This is a genomic window from Empedobacter sp. EJD.6dd (assembly GCF_057369435.1).
Map to the genome: position 1 here is coordinate 404,047 of NZ_CM170667.1, position 24,460 is coordinate 428,506.

The 24,460-nt window shown below is 31.9% G+C and carries 15 protein-coding genes; 5 read left to right on the plus strand and 10 right to left on the minus strand.

Annotated features, from left to right (window positions below; genetic code table 11):
• Nucleotides 1-94: 94 nt before the first annotated feature.
• Together AC2I98_RS01870 and AC2I98_RS01875 are read right to left on the minus strand one after the other, a co-directional pair.
• Nucleotides 95-1,708, minus strand: coding sequence for a RagB/SusD family nutrient uptake outer membrane protein (locus AC2I98_RS01870; protein WP_486412936.1), 1,614 nt, complete (start codon nucleotides 1,706-1,708; stop codon nucleotides 95-97).
• Nucleotides 1,709-1,720: 12 nt separating this feature from the next.
• The gene (locus tag AC2I98_RS01875) at nucleotides 1,721-4,807 is read right to left on the minus strand and encodes a SusC/RagA family TonB-linked outer membrane protein (protein WP_486412937.1); all 3,087 of its coding nucleotides are present in this window, start codon (nucleotides 4,805-4,807) and stop codon (nucleotides 1,721-1,723) included.
• A gap of 509 nt (nucleotides 4,808-5,316) precedes the next feature.
• Between AC2I98_RS01875 and AC2I98_RS01880 the strand changes: the two genes are divergently transcribed.
• Nucleotides 5,317-6,339, plus strand: a complete 1,023-nt coding sequence (locus tag AC2I98_RS01880; RefSeq protein WP_486412938.1) for a LacI family DNA-binding transcriptional regulator — start codon at nucleotides 5,317-5,319, stop codon at nucleotides 6,337-6,339.
• A 1-nt stretch (nucleotide 6,340) separates the two neighbouring features.
• Here AC2I98_RS01880 and AC2I98_RS01885 read toward each other — a convergent pair whose 3' ends face one another.
• From AC2I98_RS01885 to kduI, 8 genes are read right to left on the minus strand one after another with little or no spacing between them, the layout of a single operon-like run.
• Entirely contained in the window at nucleotides 6,341-7,954 is a 1,614-nt protein-coding gene (locus AC2I98_RS01885; RefSeq protein ID WP_486412939.1) for a UxaA family hydrolase, read from the minus strand.
• 5 nt (nucleotides 7,955-7,959) lie between these two features.
• Nucleotides 7,960-9,417, minus strand: coding sequence for a tagaturonate reductase (locus AC2I98_RS01890; RefSeq protein WP_486412940.1), 1,458 nt, complete (start codon nucleotides 9,415-9,417; stop codon nucleotides 7,960-7,962).
• A gap of 19 nt (nucleotides 9,418-9,436) precedes the next feature.
• Nucleotides 9,437-10,957, minus strand: coding sequence for an MFS transporter (locus tag AC2I98_RS01895; RefSeq protein ID WP_486412941.1), 1,521 nt, complete (start codon nucleotides 10,955-10,957; stop codon nucleotides 9,437-9,439).
• A gap of 42 nt (nucleotides 10,958-10,999) precedes the next feature.
• Complete coding sequence (locus tag AC2I98_RS01900; RefSeq protein WP_486412942.1) at nucleotides 11,000-11,674, minus strand: bifunctional 4-hydroxy-2-oxoglutarate aldolase/2-dehydro-3-deoxy-phosphogluconate aldolase; 675 nt, start codon at nucleotides 11,672-11,674, stop codon at nucleotides 11,000-11,002.
• 2 nt (nucleotides 11,675-11,676) lie between these two features.
• On the minus strand, nucleotides 11,677-12,684 hold the full coding sequence (locus AC2I98_RS01905) for a sugar kinase (RefSeq protein ID WP_486412943.1): 1,008 nt from the start codon (nucleotides 12,682-12,684) through the stop codon (nucleotides 11,677-11,679).
• Between the two features lie 8 nt (nucleotides 12,685-12,692).
• On the minus strand, nucleotides 12,693-14,090 hold the full coding sequence (gene uxaC, locus AC2I98_RS01910) for a glucuronate isomerase (protein WP_486412944.1): 1,398 nt from the start codon (nucleotides 14,088-14,090) through the stop codon (nucleotides 12,693-12,695).
• Nucleotides 14,091-14,104: 14 nt separating this feature from the next.
• Complete coding sequence (locus tag AC2I98_RS01915) at nucleotides 14,105-14,887, minus strand: gluconate 5-dehydrogenase (RefSeq protein ID WP_486412945.1); 783 nt, start codon at nucleotides 14,885-14,887, stop codon at nucleotides 14,105-14,107.
• 7 nt (nucleotides 14,888-14,894) lie between these two features.
• The gene (kduI, locus tag AC2I98_RS01920) at nucleotides 14,895-15,731 is read right to left on the minus strand and encodes a 5-dehydro-4-deoxy-D-glucuronate isomerase (RefSeq protein ID WP_486412946.1); all 837 of its coding nucleotides are present in this window, start codon (nucleotides 15,729-15,731) and stop codon (nucleotides 14,895-14,897) included.
• Nucleotides 15,732-16,412: 681 nt separating this feature from the next.
• Between kduI and AC2I98_RS01925 the strand changes: the two genes are divergently transcribed.
• The 4 genes from AC2I98_RS01925 to AC2I98_RS01940 are packed head-to-tail and all read left to right on the plus strand — an operon-like array spanning nucleotide 16,413 to nucleotide 24,393.
• Nucleotides 16,413-19,343 carry a SusC/RagA family TonB-linked outer membrane protein gene (locus AC2I98_RS01925; protein ID WP_486412947.1) on the plus strand — a complete coding sequence of 977 codons (2,931 nt, stop codon included), beginning with the start codon at nucleotides 16,413-16,415 and terminating at the stop codon, nucleotides 19,341-19,343.
• Nucleotides 19,344-19,362: 19 nt separating this feature from the next.
• Nucleotides 19,363-20,796 (plus strand): RagB/SusD family nutrient uptake outer membrane protein, encoded by a 1,434-nt coding sequence (locus AC2I98_RS01930; RefSeq protein ID WP_486412948.1) that lies wholly within the window; start codon nucleotides 19,363-19,365, stop codon nucleotides 20,794-20,796.
• Entirely contained in the window at nucleotides 20,796-22,136 is a 1,341-nt protein-coding gene (locus AC2I98_RS01935; protein WP_486412949.1) for a glucoamylase family protein, read from the plus strand. The genes AC2I98_RS01930 and AC2I98_RS01935 overlap by 1 nt, the downstream gene beginning before the upstream one ends.
• A gap of 10 nt (nucleotides 22,137-22,146) precedes the next feature.
• Nucleotides 22,147-24,393: a glycoside hydrolase family 3 N-terminal domain-containing protein gene (locus AC2I98_RS01940; RefSeq protein WP_486412950.1), complete on the plus strand. Its 2,247-nt coding sequence runs from the start codon at nucleotides 22,147-22,149 to the stop codon at nucleotides 24,391-24,393.
• The last annotated feature ends 67 nt before the right edge of the window (nucleotides 24,394-24,460 follow it).

Consider the following 24,460-nt stretch of genomic DNA (forward strand, 5'->3'; position numbering starts at 1 on the left):
ATATTGTATAGGATACAATATATAATTATAAAAAAATATGTTCCTTTATTAAGGAACATATTTTATAAATGAGAAGAAATTTAATAGTAATTAACTATAAGTATGCAGGGTTTTGTTTAAAATTTGGATTTTGATTTAGATCTAAAGCATTTTGTGGGATTGGTCTCAAGATTTTTAATTCACCATTGTTACCATTAAAATTTGATTGTTTTATCAAAAAGTTATGTTTAGAAGCTCTTTCTACTAATTTTCCTGTTCGTTTCAAATCAAACCAGCGATTATATTCACCTAACATTTCTCTTGCTCTTTCATCAAGAATAAAGTCGATGTTAAATTGACCAGCATTAATAGGAGTAACACCAGCTCTTCTTCTAACTTCATTTAGACGTTGTAATCCTGTTGTAGAATTTCCAAGATTTAAATATGCTTCAGCTGATATTAAATAGGTGTCTGCTAATCTTGATAAGATAATATCTCTTGTGTTCGTAAATTTTCCGAAAGGAGCAGATGGATCATCAAATTTCTTTACAGGAATAGTTTGGTAATCAGCGCTTGGATTATGTTCTGCTCCATATGTCCCGTAATTATGATATTCAACTCCTGGATGATTCGCTAAATAAGTCGCTTTATAAGCTGCATTATTTGCAAACCATTTTGGTTCATAATAATGTTTAACAGTTAAAGAATTATGGTCGCTTACATCGAAGTAATCAAAATAGCGTTCATATACTTCGCTCATAAAAGTTGCTTGGTATCTGCTGTCATCTTGTGTATACAAATCCATTGCGAATTGAGTAGGGCATAAGCTATATGTACGATAAGGAGCTTTTCCTGCTACTTCCGAACCACCATGGTATGGACCGAAATAACTGCTTTGTGCATGACCTAAGTTAAAAGGATCAGTACTTGCAGATGCAGCACTATATTGAACAGAAAAAATTGTTTCGTTATTGATTTCATTTCCAGGCTTCCATAATTGTTCAAAGGATAATGAAAGTGCTTGACCTCCAATTGCTGCGTCTGCATATTGTGCTGCTAAAGTAAAATCATCTGTTGAACCAAATTTTTCGTACCCACGAGTTAGATGTACTTGAGCTAGTAAATGTTGTACAGCTTTCTTATTGACATGTCCAGTATAAGCTGTATTTCCAACTAGTTTTAATGCATCTTCTAATTCTTTAATTATAAATTGATACACTTCTTGTGTAGATGTGCGTTCAAAATTTAATTGAGGTGTATTGATGTATTCTGTAACTAGACTTACATCTCCATAAGTTTGAACCAGTAGAAAGAAAGAATTTGCTCTCAGGTATTTTAATTCACCAATTTGTTTTGGAAGATTAGATGAATTTGCTGTTTTATCTGAATAATACAATGCCATATTTGCAGTTTGTATAGCTGTATAACATGATTTGTATAGTTGATCTACGCCCTCAGATGAGCCGTTTAGATCTGTATATTGACTTAATCCAGGTGGTTCTGCCGTACGACCTCTTGCATATAAATCTGTACCAGCAACGAAAAGCCAAGGTTCTTTTCCATAGATATTTTTTAGTTGTGCATAATTAGCATTCACTAAAGAAGTGAAACCATCAGCGGTTGTATAATATTGTTCTGCAGATACATTTGAAAGATTTTCTTCTTCTAAAAAATCACTACACGAATATGATATACTTAAGGCGAATAATAATATAGCTATTTTTTTCATTTTCAAATAATTTTAAAATTTAACGTTTAATCCTAATTGATAAGTTACAGAACTTACTCTTCCAACACCAAAGTTCGCTGTAGCCCATTCTGGATCGTAACCATCATATTTTGTAAAAACAAATGGATTGATAACATTCGCATATATTCTCAAAGAGTTGAATAATCCTATTTTTGATAAAGTGTTTTTATCAAAAGTGTATCCTAATGCAATGTTTTTCACTTTTACAAATGATGCATCTCTGTAATAACCAACTTTGTTGTTTCTCCAATATGTTCCTTCATTGTAAGGTTGCGGAGCTGTGTTTGAAAATTGAGAAGGTAAACCTGCTTGATTTGTTGGTACAAACCAATCCATATCAATTTTTGATCGTCCTCTATCATAGACGTTTGTGAAATTTTCGTGAAAAGGAGAATAGGCTAAAACACCTTGATTTGTAATTAATGAAGCTGATAAATCAAATTGACCTACTTTTAGTGTTGTAAAAATACTTCCAGACCAATCTGGATCAGAAGATCCTAAAATAACACGATCATCAGTTGTTATTTTTCCATCTCCATTTATGTCTTTTACTCTAGCTTGACCAACAGTTTGTCCATATTTTTTAGCTTCAGCTTCTTGATCTGGTTGCCAAACTCCGTCAAAAACATAATTATAATATGAATTAATTGATTCGCCTATAAATAAGTTGTTTCCGATATCATCGACTTCGTTTTGCCCATAAATTGATTTGATTTTGTTGACGTTTTTAGAGAAAGTAAACGTAGTTTCCCAACTTACCTTATTTGTTTGAATGATTTTAGCTGTTAAAGCAGCTTCAATACCTTTGTTGCTTACAGATCCAATATTTCCGTTAATGTACGTCCAACCAGTTTCGTAAGGTAATTGTTGTCTCATTAAGAGATCATCTGACAATTTATCATAGACATCAATAGATCCTGTAATACGATTTTTAATAAAACCAAAGTCTAATCCAATGTTAAACTCTCTAGTTTTTTCCCATGTTAAATATGGATTAGCAATTTTCCCTGGTAACCAGCCATTAGCAACTGTTCCATTGTAGTCGTAAAAATATTGTTCCGTCAAAAGATTGGTCGTAGAATATGGTTCGATAATATTATTTCCCGTATACCCCCAACTTGCACGTAGCTTTAATTCAGTAACAACTTTACTTGATTTTAAGAATTCTTCGTTATTAATTTTCCACGCAACAGCTGCAGAAGGAAAACTATCCCATTGATTTCCTTTAGAAAGTAAAGAAGAACCATCCCAACGCACAGAAACTGTAAATAAATATTTGTCTAATAAGGAATAGTTTGCTCGTAAAGCGTAAGAAGCAAGTGATTGTTTGATGTAATTAGAACCAACATTGTATGAATCTTGTGTTCCAGAACCAATGTTATGATAACCAGTATCAAAAGGAATATTTCTAGAGCTAAGTAAAGTAGATTCGTATCTGCTTTGGTAAATACTTTGTAAAGCTAAAATATTGAATTGATGAATGTTGTTAATCTTGAAATTAGCATTAACTTGATTGTCCCATGTATAATTAAATCGTTCTGATTTATTGATTTGCGCTGAAGATAAATTGTTGTTGCTTGCTCCTACAGATGTCAAAGCACCCCAAGATTCACCTTTACGTCTTGTATCATAATTAGCAGAATAGGTTGTTTTAAGTGATAACCAGTCTAATGCACGATATTCAAAAAAGAAATTTCCAATTCCATTCCATCTACGTGTTTCATTTATTGTATTTCTAATTTCTAATAAAGGATTGTATGTAGATGTTTTATCGATAATAAAAACTCCTTGTTGATTTGTTAATTTACCAGGTAATGGAGCGAGTTCAGAGCTTTCATATTGATACGGGTTAAGGAAAGGATTTAATCGAAAAGCCTCTTGCATTGCAATATCAGATCCATCTTGTTGTTCAGTTAATGCGACATTAAGATTAATTCCGACAGAGAATTTGTCATTAATTTTATGATCTGCACCAAGATTGACTGAGTATTTGTCTAACGCCTCATTTTGCAAATTTCCTTTTTCCTTTTGAGCACCAAGACCAATGTTGTAACCAATTCCATTCTCTGATCTACCAGATAGATTAACAAAATTATTTTGAGTTATACCTGTTCTTAGAACGGCATCAAACCAATCAAACGTTTCGTTTGCATTCACGCGTCTTAATAGTTCAGTATTTCGAGTTCCTACAACTGCAGTGTAAAGTGTTTCCGGAGAAACTTGTCCAGTAATTTTATCTTTTCCAGCTGTTGCAAGGTATGCAGATTGATGATAATACCACCACTTCTCACCATCCATCATTTTAGGTAGACGTGCAACATCTTTTACACCATAATAAGTATCATAAGAAATCGTAAATTTTCCTTTGGCAGAACTACCATTTTTAGTTGTAACAATAACAACTCCATTAGAACCCCTTGATCCGTAAATGGCTGTAGAAGAAGCGTCTTTTAGAATGTCAATTCGGGCAATATCTTGTGGATTTAAAAAATCAATATCTGATGTAGAAACGCCATCTACTACAAAAAGCGGTTTGGCATCTGTATTCATCGAGTTGTTACCTCTAATTACAATATTGTATCCATCACCAATTCGACCTGTAGAAGTAGAAATTTGCACACCAGGTACATTTCCTTGCATTGCTTCCATAGGGTTTGTCATGCTTCTTTCTGTTAGTTTAGAAGCGTCAATAACACCAACGGATCCAGTTAAATCAGATTTTCTTGCTTTTCCATAACCAATAATAACGACCTCGTCGAGTGATTTGTTTTCATTTTCAATATCATTGGGAGATAATGCAATATTAAAATCTTGTGTTGTTTTTATTGGAATTTCAATGGTGTTGAAACCATCATAATTAATAGTAAGAATTGCATCCTCAGGAACTTCTATTTCGTAAAAACCATTTTCATCTGTGGTTGTTTCATACGATGTTCCATCTACATAAATTTCTACACCAACTAATGGTGTTCCGTTTTCGGTTGATTTAATAATCCCAGAAACTGTTTTATTATCCTGAGCAAAAGCAGCAATTGGTAGGAGTAATAAGGAAAGCAACGATATTTTAGACTTCTTCATAAAGTGTTTTTTTGTGTTTTGATTTAAAAAAAGTGTTAATTCATGTATAAAATGTATTATTAATAAATAGTGTTATCGATTGCATTATAGTAAATAATGAACTGTTTTTATTGATATAATGAAACTTTTACACAATATATAATGTAATCGATTGCTTTAAATTTTAATTTATAGTGTATTGTAGACACTAAAATATAATTAATTTTTATTCTTTTCAATTTTTATTTAAAAAAATCTTAAAAAAAATACATTTAACTTTGAATATGGAAGTAAGAATACTATTTAAGCCATTGTTTGTGCAGTTTTATTTTATTTTTATGGAGATCAAATTTATAGTTGAGAATTTTAACAAGAAATAAAGTATATTTGTAATCGATTACAGATACTATAAGATATGATAATATTTTAAATTAGTTGTTGTAACAAGTACATTATTAAAATACTATATTAAGAATTAGTATATATTTACCTGATAATTTTTTATAACGAATTAAACTTTACCTATTTATATGAAAAAAAGTGCTACGATATATGATATTTCTGAGCAATTAAATATTAGTGCAGCAACGGTTTCTCGAGCTTTAAATAATCATCCAAAGATTAGTCAAAAGACGAAAGAGTTGGTGATGAAGACTGCTAAAGAGTTAAATTATAAGCAAAATACTTTGGCTCAAGCTTTAAAAAGTGGAAAAACTCATAACATTGGAATTATTGTACCATATATCAATACTACTTTCTTTTCGTCTGTGATTAGAGGGATAGAGGAAGAGCTGTCTCCTCATGGTTATCATGTTATTATTTGCCAAAGTCACGAAGATGTTGATTTAGAAAAAAAACAACTTAATACGCTTTTAAATGCTCAAGTAGATGGGATTTTTATGTCAGTTTCTAAAACAACAGAAGATACATCGCACATAGAAGTTGCAAAAGAATCTAATACACCTGTTATTTTCTTTGACCGTAAAAAAGATATTTCTGGTATAAGCACCGTAACAATTGATGATTATAAAGGAGGGTATTTAGCTACAGAACATTTGATAAAACAAGGTTGTCGAAAAATTTGTCATTTATCTGGAGATTTACGATTAGAAATTTATCAAAATCGTTACAATGGATATATTGATGCATTGAAAGATCATAAATTACCATTTAAAAAAGATTACGTTATTCCAATTAAAAGTTCGACCGAAGATGGAGTAGAAGCAGTAAAGAAACTTTGGGAATTGAATTCACCACCAGATGGAATTTTTTCTGCCAGTGATTATGCCGCTTTGGGTGCATGTCAACAATTGAAGAAAAAAAATATTAGTATTCCAGAAGATGTTTCGATAATAGGTTTTAGTAATGAACCGTTTACGCAATTTATGGAATTACCAATAAGTAGTGTTGATCAGACTCCAGATGTAATGGGAAAAATTTCCGCCCAAGTATTCTTAGAATATATGAACGAAAATTTTTCAGGGATAAGCATAGAAAAAAAGGTTGTTTTAAATCCTCAAATTCTTATTCGAAAATCATCGAAACGAAAATAAGTTATAAAGAAACACCTCTTTTCCAAGGGATAAAATCGTTTTGATTTAGAATCTGGGCTTTAACTTTGATTTCACCACTTGCAACTTTTATAATATAATCTAAAAGTTCGTCAGCGGTTTCTTCAATTGTTTTATCGCCCGTAATTATTTCTCCAGTATTGAAATCAATAATATCTGGCATTTTCTCTTGTAAAGCTGTGTTCGAAGATATTTTTACAACAGGAGCAACCGGGTTTCCTGTAGGAGTACCAAGTCCTGTTGTAAACAAAACCATATTAGATCCAGTTCCAACTAAAGCAGTTGTACATTCTACATCGTTTCCAGGAGTACAAAGTAAATTTAAACCAGGTCTTTGAATATATTCTGTATAATCTAAAACATCTTGAATAGGAGAGGAACCTCCTTTTTTAGCTGCACCAGCAGATTTCATAGCATCTGTAATCAATCCGTCTTTTATATTTCCTGGAGAAGGATTCATGTCAAATCCAGATCCCGCAGCAACAACAGAAGCTTCAAAATCTTGCATCAGTTGTAAGAATCTTTCAGCATCTTCTTCATTTACACAACGGTTAATCAATTCTTGTTCTACACCACATAATTCAGGGAATTCTGATAAAATTGTTGATCCACCTAAAGCAGCCATTATATCTGATAAATAGCCTAATGTTGGGTTTGCAGAAATTCCAGAAAAACCATCAGAACCACCACATTCTAATCCTAAAACAAGCTTAGATAATGGAGCAGGTTGACGCTGAATTTCGTTAGCTTTTTTAATAGCTTCGTAAGAATCTTTAATAATTCCATTCAGCATATTATCAACTGTACCCGATTTTTGTTGCTCGTAAACTATGATAGGTTTTTGATTGTTCGGATTGATTTTATGTAAAGCTTTTTTAAAAATATCAACTTGTAAGTTTTGACAACCAAGACTTAAAACTGTTGCTCCAGCTACATTTGGATTGTTGACATATCCTGCTAATAATCTTCCTAATGCTTCAGCATCTTGTCGAATTCCACCACAACCACCTTGATGTGTGACAAATTTGACATCTATGTTTTTGAAAACTTTTGTATCCTGTTCAGTCGTTTCTTCTTGTTCTTCTTCTGTATTTTGAATAAGAGAACGTAATAACAATTGATGTTTAGAAGGCTGTTCGAAAAGTAATTCTTTTTCGAAAATATCTTTTAGAATTTCTACATTTCTATTTTCGCAAAATACCAAAGGAAAAAATAACCAAATATTTTCGGTTCCAACTTGACCATCTTCACGATGATAGCCCATAAAAGTCTTCTCTTTCCATTTGTCTACATTAGGAGCAGTCCATTCTGTTGTAGAAGTTTTTTTATCAACTTTAGCGCTTTGATGTTTTACATTTTCTGTCGTGATAACTTCACCTTTTTTGATATCGCAAACTGCTTTACCAACCGTAATACCGTACATTGTAATGGTGTCACCAGAAACAAAATCTACAGCAGCAAATTTGTGTTTAGCATTGGTGTCCTTTACAATTTTATACTCTAAATCCTCAACAAATATTGTTTCATCTGCTTTTAAATCAACTAATGCAACAATCACATTATCTGTAGGATTTACTTTAATCGCTTTTTTCTGCATTTCTATTAATTTGTTTGATTCATATAAAGATCGTATGATTTTTCGATTCCATATTCATCGATTAATTGAAGAATATTTCCAATTTCTGATGATAATTGATCAATTTTCGTTAAATCTTGATCCCAAAATTCAACATTATTTAATGCTAATTCGCTTATTTGCTGATAATCAGTTTGAGCCCAAATAGTTTTAAATGTATCTAAAATTGTTTTATCATCGTTTAATGGTAATTTTTCATTGTTCCATTCACCTTTATAAAAACGAATTAAACAAGCCAAAGAAAATGTAATACCTTTTGGTAATTGGTTAAACTTTTCGACATAATCAATTAAACTTGGTAAAACACGTACCTTAAATTTTGATATAGAATTTAACGCAATACTTGATAGATAATGCTTGATAAAAGGATTTCTGAAACGATCAAAAACATCTTCTGTATAAGTAACAAGCTGTTCTTTTGGTAAATCTAAGATTGGAATAATTTCATTGTAAAGAATATTCTTAATGAAAGCTCCTGACACTGTGTTATCGATTGCATTTTTTACAGTATCTATTCCTAACATAATAGAAAAAGGAACCATCGCTGTGTGAGCACCATTTAAAATACGAACTTTAGAAGTGCGATAAGGTTGAATATCTTTGACAATTAAAATTTGTTCATTCGCTTCTTTAAAAGGAATTTTTTCTTCTAGTTTTTCATCACCTTCGATTGCCCAAAAAAGAAAAGATTCTGAAACGACAATTAACTCATCTTCATAATCTAATTGATCTGTATATGTAGATAAATCATCTTTAGGGAATCCTGGTACAATTCTATCTACCAATGTATTATGAAAATTATTTGATGTAATTATCCAAGTGATAAAATCATCTTCTAAATTCCATAATTTAGCATAATCTAAAATATGCTTTTTTAATGTTGTAGCATTATTCTCAATCAGTTCGCATGGAATAATGGTTAAACCTTTTGCAGGACTTCCATTATAATACAAATACCTCTCGTACAAAAAGGCAGTCAATTTTGCTGGAAAATTTTCGTGAGGAGCATTTTCTAAACTATTTTCTTTTTCATCGAAAACAATTCCTGATTCTGTTGTATTCGAAAAAACAAACTGCAATTCATCCTCTTTTGCTAATTTTAGAAAAGCTTGATAATCTTCATACGGATTTATTGATTTTTGTATTGAAGAAATTACTTGATGATTGTCAATAATTTCTCCTTTTTTAATTCCTCTTAGGAATAACGTATACAGATTGTTTTGATCTTCGAATGTATGAAATGAACTTCCAGAAGGCGTAACTTTTATGTTTGCGATTCCTGCATTAAAATTGGCATCTTTATTCAGTTTATCGATTACATAGTCTGTAAAAGCGCGCATAAAATTTCCACCTCCAAATTGAATAATTTTTATAGGAAGTTCATTTTCTGTATTATATAGTTTTTTATTTAATTTTGTTTTCAAGTTATTAATTTTGAGTAAATTATTTTATGACTTTATACTTTGGTACTAATAATTTCATGACAATCCAAGCTGTTAGATAAGCAACTCCACAAACAGTGAAAATAATCATATAACCTTTGTTAATTCCGTCTACAATGACAGCTCCAGATTTTTCTAAATTAATTAATAAATCATCAGGTAATCTTTCATTAAGATATTGAGGATACTTTTCTAATAAAGGAGTTCCGTCAATAGTTGTCCAGTTGATATGAGAATAATCAAACAAAACACCAGAGGTTTTATTGATGATAAATGAACCTATTCCACCTGCCATTCCTCCAATACCAACGATTGTTGCAATTGCACTTTTAGGAAACATATCTCCAACGGTTGAGAAAATATTTGCTGACCATGCTTGATGAGCCGCTCCTGCAATACCAATGATAATAACAGGAATCCAAAAAGATGTTGCACCTAAAGGTTGTGCTAGCAGAGCTAATAAAGGGAAAAAAGCAAAGATTAGCATAGAACGCATTCTTCCTGAATAAGGATTCATATTTTTTTTGTCTACAAAATATTTCGGTAACCAACCTCCGATGATCGATAATAATGTAATTATGTAAAGTAAAAATAGCGGTAAAGCACTTTGTGTACTATCCATTCCATAAACAGAGCTTAAATATGCAGGTGTCCAGAATAGATAGAACCACCAAACACCATCAGTCATAAATTTACCGAAGATGAAAGCCCATGTTTGTTTGTATTTGAAACATTCTGAAAAAGAAAGTTTACGAACTTCTGTTGTTTCTGTAGAATCTTCTTCTACATCTTGTTGAATATAATTTAATTCGAGTTGATTTACTTTTGGATGTTTATTTGGTTCATAGTATAAATACATCCAGAATCCCATCCAGATAAATCCTAATGCACCAATGATAATGAAGGCCATTTCCCATCCCATAGATTTTGCAATGAAAGGAATAGTAAGCGGTGCAGCTAAAGCACCAACTGTTGCTCCTGCATTGAAAATACTAGTAGCGAGTGCTCTGTCTTTTTTAGGAAAATATTCTGCTGTAGCTTTAATCGCTCCTGGAAAGTTACCTGCTTCTCCAATTGCTAAAATTAAGCGAGCAAAGATGAATAAACTTACACTTGTTGAGATGATTAAAGATGTATCGCTTACTTTTTCTAAAATTTCTTTTGCTCCTGCAAATCCAATTAACCAATTATCAGTAATAAGTCCAGCAGTTGCAATTCCACAAAAAGCATGTAAACAAGCTCCGATAGACCAAATTGCGATGGCATATAGAAAGCCTTTTTTTGTACCCATTCGATCAATAAATCGACCTGCAAATAACATACTTACAGCATAAAATATCGAAAAAAGAGCAGTGATATTTCCGTAATCATTATTGTTCCAATGAAATTCTGGAACTAAATAATCTTTCCACGTTAATGATAAAACCTGGCGATCTAAGTAATTTATGGTTGTGGCAACAAATAATAAACTGCAAATAGTCCATCTAAAACTAGTTGGTTTAATGGAAGTTTCGTTTTTCATTTAGTGTGTTTTTGTTTTGTTATTTTGACTTGTATTTTAGATTCATTTTGGACTTAATTCTTTGAAAATTTCTATTGATTGACGAACAGTTTTTTCTATTTCTTGATAATCAAATTGATTGTTTTCATTTTTTGTAAATAATTGAGATCCCATTCCTACGCAATATGCTCCAGCTTTTATCCAAGTTGTAATACTTTCTTTTGTAGGCACAACACCGCCACTTGGCATAATATTAGTCCAAGGCATTGGTCCATTTACAGCTTTTATAAAATCTGGTCCGCCAACTTGGCCTGCAGGAAATATTTTTACGATTTCTGCTCCTAATTCTTCTGCGTATGAGATTTCAGAAACAGAACCACATCCAGGCATCCATGAAACTTTTCTTCGGTTACAAACTTTTGCTACTTCTGGATTGAGAGTAGGAGCAACAATAAAATTAGCTCCCAATTGAAGATATAATGACGCTGTAGGAGCTTCTAGAATTGAACCAATTCCTAAAATTAATTCTGGTAATTCTGTACGAGCATATTTGTTTAATTCTGCAAATACTTCGTGCGCAAAATCGCCTCTGTTTGTAAACTCGAACAATCTTGCACCACCATCATAACACGCTTTGACTATTTTTTTACAAACCTCAATATCTTCATGGTAAAAAACAGGAACAATTCCAGTTTCTTTTGCTTTTAAAGCGACTTCTATTCTTGTAAATCTTGCCATTTTTATCGTTTAATTCGTCCTCCTAAATTTCCATTTACAACTTCTAAGATATCCTCAACAGATGCTAAGTTTGTATCTCCTAAAATTGTATGTTTTATCGCACATGCAGCATTCGCAAAGTTTAAAGCAAATTGATCATTATGATTAATCAAGCCATAAATTAAACCAGCAGCAAAAGCATCTCCAGTTCCGATTCTATCAACAACATGATTGATTTGAATTTCTTCTGTTTCAAAATACTCGTTATTTACCCAAGCTCTTCCTTGTGTCGCTTGTGAACTCGCATTATGACCAATTCTAATTTTATCGAATACTTTATGTATAGAAGGGATTTCTTGTATTAATGTTTTAGATGCTTCTATGAAATCATTTTTATCTGAAGAAAAATCTGTTCCTAAAATTTCATTGATTTCATTTACTCCACCAATAAAAATGGTAGAGAAACCAATTAATTCTTTTAAAACATCTTGCCCTTTTTTGCCATAATTCCACAAATTACTTCTGTAAGCAGGATCTGTAGTTATTTCAATTCCTTTTGAATAAGCAATTTGTAATCCTTCTTTTAATGTTTGGTAAGCAGTTTCGGATATTCCAGGAGTAATTCCTGTCCAATGAAAATAAGTGCAATTTTCTAATGCTTTTTCCCAATCAATTTCATTTGGTTGTATCATAGAAAAAGAACCATTTAGTCGATTGTAAGCAATTCTACTTGGTCTAACATCAGAACCAACTTCTAAAAAATATAAACCTAAAGGATGTTCATTTTTTTGAATAAATGATACGTCAATACCTAAACTTCTCATGTATGAAATAGCTGCCTCACCAACGAAATCGTTTGAAACATTAGAGATATGCTGAGTATCGCATCCAAAAGTTGCTAAAGAAGCAGCAACATTCATTTCTGTACCTCCAAAAAAGAATTCGACTTCTTTACTTTGTTGTAAAGTTTTATGGTTTGCAGGAGAAATTCTCATCATAACTTCTCCGAATGTCAATATTTTATTGCTCATAAATATTTTTAAAAATCAAAATATTCTTTTGCGTTATGGTAACAGATATCAGAAATTGTTTTTCCAACTAATTCTATATCATTTGGTAACTCGCCATTTGCCATTTCTTCTCCGAATAAATTACAAATAACTCGTCTGAAGTATTCGTGTCTTGGGAAAGATAAGAAACTTCTCGAGTCTGTCAACATTCCAATAAAGCAACTTATTAACCCCATATTTGATAAAGCATTTAGTTGTTTGATGATACCATCTTTTTGATCCAAAAACCACCAACTTGATCCAAATTGAACTTTTCCCTTGATGCTTCCATCATTGAAATTTCCAATCATCGTTGCAAATATTTCATTATCAGCCGGATTTAAGTTGTATATAATCGTTTTAGTTAACTTATCATTTCCATCTAACTTGTTTAAGAATTTTGAAAGATTAGCAGCTTGTTTAAAATCTCCAATAGAATCCCAACCAGTATCAGGTCCTAAAACTCGATGCATTCTTGCATTATTATTCCTTAAAGCTCCTAAGTGATATTGTTGAATCCAACCAAATTGATGATACGTTTCACCTAAGAATAGGAGTAAAGCTGTTTTAAATTGCTCAATTTCTTTTGCATTTAATTGTTTTTCATTTCTTTTTGCTTCAAATATTGAATTGATTTCATTAGCTGTAAACTCTTCATAAGAAATGTTGTTTAAACCATGATCACATAGTTTGCAACCGATTGCATTAAACGCTTCAATTCGATTGTACAATGCATCTTTTAGTTCTTGAAAAGAATTAATTTCAAAACCAACAACTTCTGCAAGTTTATTTATATATGAATTATAATCTTCGTTTTCTATTAAAATAGCTTTATCAGGACGAAATGCAGTACTTACTTTTACAGCAAAATCACTTTTTTGTAATGCAATATGGTGTTCTAAAGTATCAGTTGGATCTTCTGTTGTACAAACGGTTTCTACATTTACTAAATTCAATAAACCTTGACAAGATTTATCTGCTTGTTGTAATTGATTAGAAGTATTATCGAAAATTTCTTTCGCATTATTTTCATTTAACAATTCATTTATTCCGAAATATCTTTTCAATTCTAAATGAGTCCAATGATACAAAGGATTTCGAAGTGTATGCGGAACAGTTTTCGCCCATGCTTCAAACTTTTCTAAGTCAGAGGCATCTCCAGTAATGTATTTTTCATTGATACCTAATGTTCGCATTGCGCGCCATTTGTAATGATCTCCAGCTATCCAAACTTTCGATATATTTTCGAAAACACGATTTTCTGCAATATCTTTTGGAGATAAATGATTGTGGTAATCTATGATTGGAAGTTTTTCTGCATAGTTGAAGTACAACTCTTCTGCGTATTTGTTCTGTAATAAAAAAGTATCTGTAATAAAAGATTTCATATAAGTTTGTGATTTTATTCGTTTGCAGGTTTACCAATAGTTGCTAAAATTCCACCATCAACGTAGATAATTTGCCCATTAACAAAATTACTAGCTTCAGATGCTAAGAAAACTGCTGTACCAGCCAAATCTTCAGGATTTCCCCATCGACCAGTTGGTGTTCTATTGATAATAAATTCGTTAAATGGATTACCATCTACACGAATCGGTTCTGTTTGAGAAGTAGCAAAATAACCAGGACCAATTCCATTTACTTGTATATTGTGTTTTGCCCATTCAGTTGCTAAATTTCGTGTCAACATTTTAAGACCTCCTTTTGCAGAAGCATAAGCCGATACGTTATCTCGTCCTAATTCGCTCATCATCGAACATATGTTGATAATTTTACCAGCTTTACGCTTTATCATACCTTTGGCAACTAATTGTGACATAATGAAAGGTCCAACTAAATCGACATCGATTACTTTGCGGAAATCTTCAACATCCATATCCAAAGCAAGTACACGTTTGATAATTCCTGCATTGTTGACAAGAACATCAATTTGTCCATGATTATTTTCAATAAGTTCAACTTGCTCTTTCGCTTTTTGCTGATCTGTTACATCAAATATATAGCCTGTAGCCGTATATCCTTTGTCGTTATAATATTGTAAAGCTTCTTCTAATTTCGAAGGTGTTGTACTTGTAATAATTAACTCAGCACCAGCTTGTGCTAAACCTTCTGCCATTGCTAACCCAAGTCCATGTGTAGCACCAGTTATTAATGCTTTTTTTCCAGATAGATCAAATAAATTCATAGTTGTTTTATCTTAATTCATCTGTATTAACTCCATCCATATCACTATAATCCATATTTTCTCCGGCCATTCCCCAAATAAAAGTATAATTTGAAGTTCCTACACCCGAATGAATAGACCATTCAGGAGAAATAACAGCTTGATGATTTTTTAAGAAAATATGACGTGTTTCATTTGGTTGCCCCATGAAGTGACTAATTGTTTGTCCTTCTTCTAAATCGAAATAGAAATAAGCTTCCATTCTTCTTTCATGCGTATGTGCAGGCATTGTATTCCATACACTACCAGGATGTAATTCGGTCATACCCATTTGTAATTGACAAGTTTCTAAAACACTATTGACAATTAATTTATTGATTGTTCTTTTATTAGCGTATTTAGAATCACCAAGTTCAACTATTTCAGCTTCATTTTTAGTTATTTTTTTGGTAGGAAATGTTTGATGAGCAGGAGCAGAGTTGATATAGAACAAAGGTTGCTCATTATCTATTTTATCGAAAACGATTTCTTTATTTCCTTTACCAATATATAAAGCTTCTTTGTTATTTAATTCATATGTAGTTCCGTCAACAACAACTTTTCCTTTTCCACCTACATTAATAATTCCTAATTCTCTTCTTGCTAAGAAATAATCTGCCTTTAAATCATTAGTTGGCTCTAGTTTTAAAGCTTGATTAACAGGATAAATTCCGCCAACTATTAAACGATCATACATAGAGTATACAAGTTTTATTTGATCAGCTAAAAATAAATCAGGGATTAAAAAATGTTCTCTTAATTCATCCGTCGTATATTTTTTTACGTCCTTTGGATGATGCGCATACCTAAATTCAGAATTTATCATATTGTAAAATTAATTTAATATAAAATGTAATCGATTACATTTTGTGTTTAAAAAAATACATCTGATTGATGTTTTGTAAAAGTATTAAAAGTTTTTTAATAACGTATATAAAACACCATAAAAATTTATTTTGTTTTAAAGCGAGTTGTTTATTTTATTTAATAACTTGTAATATAGATTTTTAAACTTTAGTTTATTGTTTTGTCTTTTTAAAAAATAGTTTTGAAAATGAATCTCAACCTATACTATTATTAATTTTTTAGTTAATGATGTACAAATAACGATAAAATTCTAATTTGATACGTAATAGTAGAGTGGAAGCAACTTTAAAGTTATTGGATATGAATTATTTTAGAGTTCTATAAGTTGTGTAATTAAATTTAAGTAAGATTTTGCCTAAATCTTACTGATTTCTTTATTAGTGTTACTATAACGTTATAGATTATATAAGGAAATGCAAATTTTGTTTATATTTTATAATAAAATGCTTCTAAAATATTTTATAATTTCGGAATTAATTATACATCATAACTACATCATTATAAAAATTTAACATAGCTAATTTCTTTATATTGAATACTTAATATTTTTGTTAATCGGAATATAAATGTACTAAATTTAATCTTTGTTAATCAAGTGTTAAAACATTCTATTTTTGGATTAACCATTTATTAAAATAGAATGAAAAAATATTTTTTTCCATTATTTATTCTCGGGTCTTTCTGTGTAAATGCCCAAGTTACTAACGATTCTATACAGTATCAAGATCCTTTCGAAAGCGATTCTATTATACTAGATCAAGCGGTTGTGGTTGGATACGGTTCTGTAAAAAAATCAGATTTAACATCTGCTGTTTCCTCTGCAAATGCAAAAGATATTACCCAAATTGCAAGTACTACAGCAATGCAGTCTTTACAAGGAAAGCTTGCAGGTGTAAATATTATTAATACTGATACTCCAGGTGGAACGCCAACTGTATTAGTTCGTGGTATGGGTACAGCTTTGGGAGGTAAAGCTCCTTTGTATGTTGTTGATGGATTAATTGTTCCAAATATTAACAATATTAATCCAAATGACATTGAAAAAATTGATGTTTTAAAAGATGCAGCATCTTCTGCTATATATGGAGTTCGAGGTGCAAACGGTGTAGTGGTTGTAACAACTAAACGTGGTAAAACAGGGAAAATTAGAGTTAATTATGATTCATATTTCGGCGTAAGAAATACAATGAATATGGTTGAAATGGCAGATGCTAATCAATATATAACATACTTTAATGAACAAAGAAAAGCTACAGGTGGATCTTTAATTTCTACAAATCAACGTTATAATACGAATTGGTTTGATGAAATGTTAACGACTGGACAACTGATAAGCAATAATGTTTCTTTGGCTGGAGCTGGGGAGAATATTAATTATATGTTCAGTATCAACAATTTCGAAGAGAAAGGGATTTTAGAAGGTAATAATTTTAAAAGAACAACTGTACGTAGTAATAACGATTACAAATTGTTTGATGGAGTCTTAAAAATTAAACAAAATGTTAGTGCTACTTTTTCAAGAGAAGTTCCTAAACCATACGGAGCATTTGATGTTGCTTATCGTCAATCACCTCTTGTTCCAGTTAGATATGATAACGGAAGATGGGGATTACCTATTTTTAATACAACTACAGGAGAAGTAACATATGTTGCAAAACCAGGGGAGGTGACAAGTAATTTGAACTCTCATGGTAATCCAATGTCTACTTTATTCTATGATAATCAAAAAGCTAATTCTACTACGCTTCAAGGAAATATTGAAGCTGAACTAAAATTAGCAAAAGGTTTAACTGTAACTTCTCGTGCTGGAGGAACAAAATATTGGTATAAATACAGAGAATTTAATCCAATTAAAGAAAGATGGATTGCAGGTAATCCAATTAGAACTGCTGCAGAATTTGAAGGATTAAAAGCTAAAAATCCAGCGAGTTCTACATATATGAATAACTCTTTAAATCTAAATAATGTAGAAACTTTTAGATGGTCATGGGAAAATTTTGTGACATTTGATCGTAAATTTGGAGAACATTCTTTTAATGTTGTTGCAGGAGTTTCTGCTGAAAAAATGGGTATTGGTCAATATTCAGATATCACAGTATATGATGTTCCTGATAAAGAACAATATTGGTCAGCTCATCATGCTTCTGGACAATACAAAGCTGCAATGGATCAGAATAATTACACCCCAATTGCTTATGCTTCTTATTTTGCACGTTTACAATATAATTTTGCCAACAAATATTATGTTTCTGGTATTATTAGAAGAGATGGGTCAAGTCAATTTAAGCAAAATGAAAAATTTTGGGGAACTTTCCCTTCAGTTTCTGCCGCGTGGAATATTTCTAATGAAGAATTCTTAAAAGATAGTAATGTAATTTCTTTCTTAAAACTTCGTGGAGGTTGGGGACGTCTAGGTAATGCAGATGTGCCATATAACTACACAACAATTTCTACATCGACTGGTAGTGATAATGCGAATTATGTTTTTGGACCAGGTCAAGATTTAATTTATGGAGCGTATATCGGTTCACCTGCTTATGATATTTCTTGGGAAATTGTAGATGAATGGAGTGCTGGTTTAGATTTCGAGTTATTGAAAGGTAAATTATCTGGAAGTTTAGATTACTACAACAAAACAACGAAAAATGCCATATTAAATATTAAACAAATAGGATCATCACCTTACGAAAAAGATTTTTATGACCATGCTGCTGAAGTTGTAAATCAAGGTTTTGAAATTGCGTTGAACTATCGTAATGAAACAGCTGGAGGATTTAGATATTCGATAGGAGGAAATTTTAATTACAACGAAAACGAAGTTAAATCTGTGAAACCAGGATATTCAGGTATGACAGGAGGTTCTTTAGGAAATGGACAAATTGCAAAACGTTTAGAAGCTGGTCAGCCTCTTGGATCTTTTTGGTTGTACGAAGTAGAAGGTGTATGGCAAACACAAGATGAGATTAACAATGGTGCTCATTTATCTAGTGCTCGTCCAGGACATTTACGTTATAAAGACCAAAATGGAGATGGAGTTATTGATGATCGTGATAAAAAATTCATGGGATCATATATTCCAAAATATAACTACGGAATTAATGTTAGTTTAGAATATAAAAACTTCGATTTAACGATTAGTGGTTATGGAGCTGGTGGTAATAAGATTTACAATGGTATCAAAAACACACGTTTAGGAGGAGAAAATATAACTGTTGATATGTTCAATGATCGTTGGACAGGAGCTGGTAGTACAAATTCTCATCCAGGAGCTGAACGTGACCAAATTGCTTCTTCTTATTATTTAGAGAAAGGTAATTACTTCAAATTAAGTAACATGACAATAGGATATAATTTTAGAGATAAAATTGATTTTATCAGAAACCTAAGATTATATGTAAGTGCACAAAACGTATTTATGATTACGAAGTACTCAGGATTTACACCAGAATTAACTTTAGATAATGTAAAAGGAAAACGTTACGACGGAAGTCCTTATGGAACAACAGGTATGGATTTCTCTGCATATCCAAATGTTAGAACATTTTTAGTTGGATTAAACGTAGAATTCTAATCTAGAAAATTTTAAAAAAATGAAAAAAAATATATTTAAAATAGTAACATTAGCTTCTATTCTTTCAATTGGAACATTAAGTTCTTGTACAAGTGATTTTTTGAATGTTGATTCTCAAGAAAATATAGCGATAGATGATCAAGCATCACAATCTCCAGAAAAATATGTGAATGGTATTTACGGAATGTTTACAGATTGGGATTATGCATTCTCTTGGTTAGGAGTTACTGAAATGATTTCTGATAACGCAGATAAAGGAAGTTCCTCTACAGATAATGGTGGAGATAAACGTGATTTGGATGAATTATTACACAGTTCTACAACAGGTTCTATCGAAGCAATGTGGAAACGTTTTTATAAAACAATTGGTAGAGCGTCATATTCTATAAAATATACGACTGAATCATCAATCACAGATGCAGAAAAAAATAGATTAATTGGAGAAGCTAAATTTTTAAGAGCTGTTTCTTACTTCTATTTAGTACGTATGTTTGGAGATACTGTTATTCAAGAATTAGATGTTCCAGCAAGTTATTCAGTTCGTAAACCAAAAGCAGAAGTCTATACATATATTGAGGCTGATTTACTAGATGCAATTCAAAAATTACCTTTCAAAACAGAATATGCAGCAAAAGACTTAGGTCGTGCTACAAAAGGTGCAGCTCAGTCATTATTGGCTAAAGTATATTTATATCAAGGAAAAAATCAACAAGCGTATGATATGGCAACAACTGTTGTTAATTCTGGTATTTATGATTTAGAAAGTGATTATGCAACTACTTGGCGTGTTGTTTCAGAAAATGGAAAAGAATCCGTTTTCGAAATTCAAGCTCGTGGTGATGCTGTTGCTCATGGTGTTCAACAATATTCAGAAACTCAAGGTGCTCGTGGTACTGGAGGCTGGGGCTGGGGATTCAATGTTCCATCTCAAAATTTATTAGATGCTTTTAATGCGGAAGGTGATGCTATTCGTCGCGATGCTACAATCATTTTTAGAGGTGAAACTTTATATGATGGTCGTTTAGTTCCAACTTCGGTAGAAAATCCGATGTACAATGAAAAAGCATATTCTAGTGCAAATTTAAATGCAGCTGATGGTGATAAAAATATTCGTGTGATTCGTTTCTCAGAAGTTTTATTGATTCAAGCAGAAGCAGCGAACGAAATTGGACAAGACGCTCTTACTCCACTTAATCGTGTTAGAACACGTGTAAAGTTAGCTCCAGTAGCAAGCATGTCTAAAGATCAATTACGTTTAAAAATCTGGAATGAAAGACGTTTAGAGTTAGCATTTGAGCACGATCGTTGGTTTGATTTAGTTCGTACAGGTCAAGCTAAAGAGATGATGGCTAAAAATGGAAAAACTTTCGTTACAGGAAAACACGAATTATTCCCAATTCCAAATGGACAAATTATTCAAACTCCAACAATGACTCAAAACCCAGGTTGGTAATGATTAAATTAAATAAAACAATAGTTACTTGCGCTCTTTTATGTGGCGCAAGTACTTTTGCTCAAACAAAACAAGAAAATAAGCTTTTAGATAAAGTTCAAAAACAAACCATTCAATACTTTTGGGATTTTGCTGAACCTCATTCTAAATTAGCTCGAGAACGCTTTCATCCTGATGGTTTTTATCCAGAAAATGATTCAAACATCATTACAACAGGAGGAACAGGATTTGGATTAATGAGTTTAATTGTTGGTATTGATCGCGAATTTATACCAAGAAAAGAAGCAACTGAACGAATTTTAACAGGATTGAAATTTTTACAAAAAGCAGATCGTTTTCATGGTGCTTGGCCACATTGGTTGAATGGCGAAACAGGAAAAGTAAAAGCTTTTAGTACTTACGATAACGGAGGTGATTTGGTAGAAACTGCATTTCTTGCTCAGGGTTTAATTTGTTTGAAAGAGTATTTCAAAGATTCTAAAAATGAGAAAGAAATAGAGGTTGCTAAATTGGCAGATCAACTTTGGAAAGAAATCGATTTCAATTTTTATACACGTGGCGAAAATGTATTGTATTGGCATTGGTCACCAAACTATGAATGGAAAATCAATTTCCCTTTAAAAGGATTTGACGAAACAATGATTACTTATGTTATTGCGGCGGCTTCACCAAATCATTCTATCAATTCAGAAGTGTATTACAATGGTTGGACTAGAAATGGAGAAATAAAATCGAATGATTCTGCTTATGGAGTTCCATTAATTGTAAAACATAACGGAGTTGATAAAAATGTAGGACCTTTGTTTTGGGCACAATATTCTTTTATAGGACTTAATCCAAATAATTTGGTTGATGCAATCGGTGTTGATTATGGTAAAGTAGTGAAAAATCAAGCAAAGATTCATTATTTATACAATCAACAAAAAACGGAGAGTTTCAATAAGTACGGAAAAAACATGTGGGGATTAACGGCAAGTTATACGTTCAATCCTGATGGAACCGAAGGTTATACTGCACATTCTCCAGTAAATGACAATAATGTAATTACAACTACAGCAGCATTATCATCTTTTCCTTATACACCGAAAGAATCAATGGATTTCTTAAAGTTTATTTACGAAAAACAAAACAAAAGCTTAATCGGAATTGCAGGACCTTATGATGCGGTTGATGTAAAAAATGATCGAGTGATTACAAAATATTTGGCGATAGATCAAGGAACAATTTCACCAATGATAGAGAATTATCGCTCTGGATTATTGTGGAAATTGTTTATGCAAAATGAAGATGTACAAAGAGGTTTAGATAAATTGAAATTCAAAACAACAGCCTCGAATTAAAATCAAAAAAATGAAAAAACTAATTTATTCAATTGCTTTCTTAGGATTAGCATTCAATGCCTATGCGCAAAAAATAAAATTTGATAAATCGAAATCGAAATCAGAGTTTATTGATTACGTAATGGGTCAAATGACGATTGATGACAAAGTAGGGCAGATGGTACAATATACCTATGATGGAGGTGATGTTACAGGATCTGCAATTGATAAAAATTATATCAAATACACAAAGCAAGGTATGATGGGGTCGGTGTTTAATGCAACGACAACAGATATTACCAAAAAATTACAAAAAATTGCTGTTGAAGAAACACGTCTTGGAATTCCATTAATTTTTGGATACGATGTAATTCACGGTTACGAAACTATTTTTCCAATTCCATTAGGAGAAGCTTCTTCTTGGGATTTAAAAGCAATTGAAAAATCTGCTCGTATTGCTGCTGAAGAAACTGCTGCTGGTGGAGTTCATTGGACATTTGCTCCTATGGTTGATATCGGTTTTGATCCTCGTTGGGGACGTGTTTCTGAAGGAGCTGGAGAAGATACTTTCTTGGGAAGTAAAATTGCAATTGCTCGTGTAAATGGTTTTCAAGGAAAAAATTTATATGATTTGAATACCGTTCTTGCGTGTACAAAACACTTTGCTGGTTATGCATTAGCACAAGCCGGTCGTGATTATGGTTCGGTAGAAATTTCTGATCGTTTTTTAAGAGATTATATTTTACCTCCTTTCAAAGCAACTGTTGATGCTGGTTCAGGATCTTTTATGACGTCTTTTAACGAAATCGGAGGTGTACCTTCTACAGCTAGTAAATATTTGTACGATCAAATTTTACGTAAAGAATGGAATTACAAAGGTTTTGTTGTGACAGATTATACAGCTATTCAGGAATTAGTTCCTCATGGTGTTGCTAAAGATTTGGAAGAAGCGACATTAAAATCTGTTGAAGCTGGTATCGAAATGGATATGATGAGTGGTGCTTTTCTTAATCATTTACCAAAATTGGTCAAAGAAGGAAAAGTAAAACAAGATGTGATTGATACAGCTGTTCGTAGAATTTTAGAAGCTAAATATGATTTAGGTCTTTTCGAAGATCCATACCGCTATTCAAATGCAAAACGTGAAAAAGAAACGGTAATGAAACAAGAATTCTTAAACGAATCTCGTGATGTTGCGCGTAAATCAATGATTTTGTTGAAGAATGACAAACAAATTTTACCACTTAAAGAATCTCAAAAAGTTGCAGTAATTGGACCATTAGTAAAAGATGAGAAAAATATCATCGGAAACTGGGCTGCACGTGGAGATCGTTACGGAAAAGCGTGGTCTGTTTGGGAAGGTTTGAATGATGTTTTAGGTAAAAACGCAAAAATTACTTACGCACAAGGAACTGAAATCAATACTACTAAAACAGATGGTTTTCAAGAAGCGATTAATATTGCTAAAAACTCTGATGTAATTGTTGCAGTTATGGGAGAGAACGAAAACCAAACAGGTGAAGCTGCTTCTCAAACAAATATTGATTTACCAGGAAATCAAAAAGAATTATTAAAAGAATTGAAAAAATTAGGTAAACCAATCGTTTTAGTTTTAATGGCTGGTCGTCCGATGACAATTTCTTGGGAAAATGATAATATGGATGCTATTTTATACGCTTGGTATCCAGGTACAATGGGAGGTTTAGCAATTACAGATGTATTGTACGGAAAATATAATCCCTCGGCAAAAACACCAATGACATTCCCTCGTTCAGTTGGTCAAATTCCAATTCATTACAATCAAAAAAATACGGGTCGTCCATATTTAGGAGCGAGCGATGCAGAGCAAAAATATAAATCTCGTTACACAGATTCTCCAAATTCACCTTTGTTTCCTTTTGGTTATGGTTTAAGCTATACTACGTTTGATTATAGTAATTTAAAAGTGAACAAATCAACGATGAAGAATGGAAAAGATGAAATCAAAGTGACTGTAAATGTAAAAAACACAGGAAACTATGATGGAGAAGAAGTAGTGCAATTATATGTTCGTGATTTAGTAGGAAGTGTTACACGTCCAGTTCGCGAGTTAAAAGGTTTTGATAAAGTGATGATCAAAAAAGGAGAAACAAAAACAATTACGTTTACATTAACTCCAGAAGATTTGAAATTCCACGACATCAATATGAATTATGTTGCTGAAGCTGGTGATTTCGACATTTTTGTAGGTGGAAATTCAGATGCGACACTTAAAACAAGCTTCACATTAGTTGATTAAATTCCTCATATATAGTTAGAAATTTAATTTTATTTCTCAACCAAGTAAGTGCGAAAGTATTTACTTG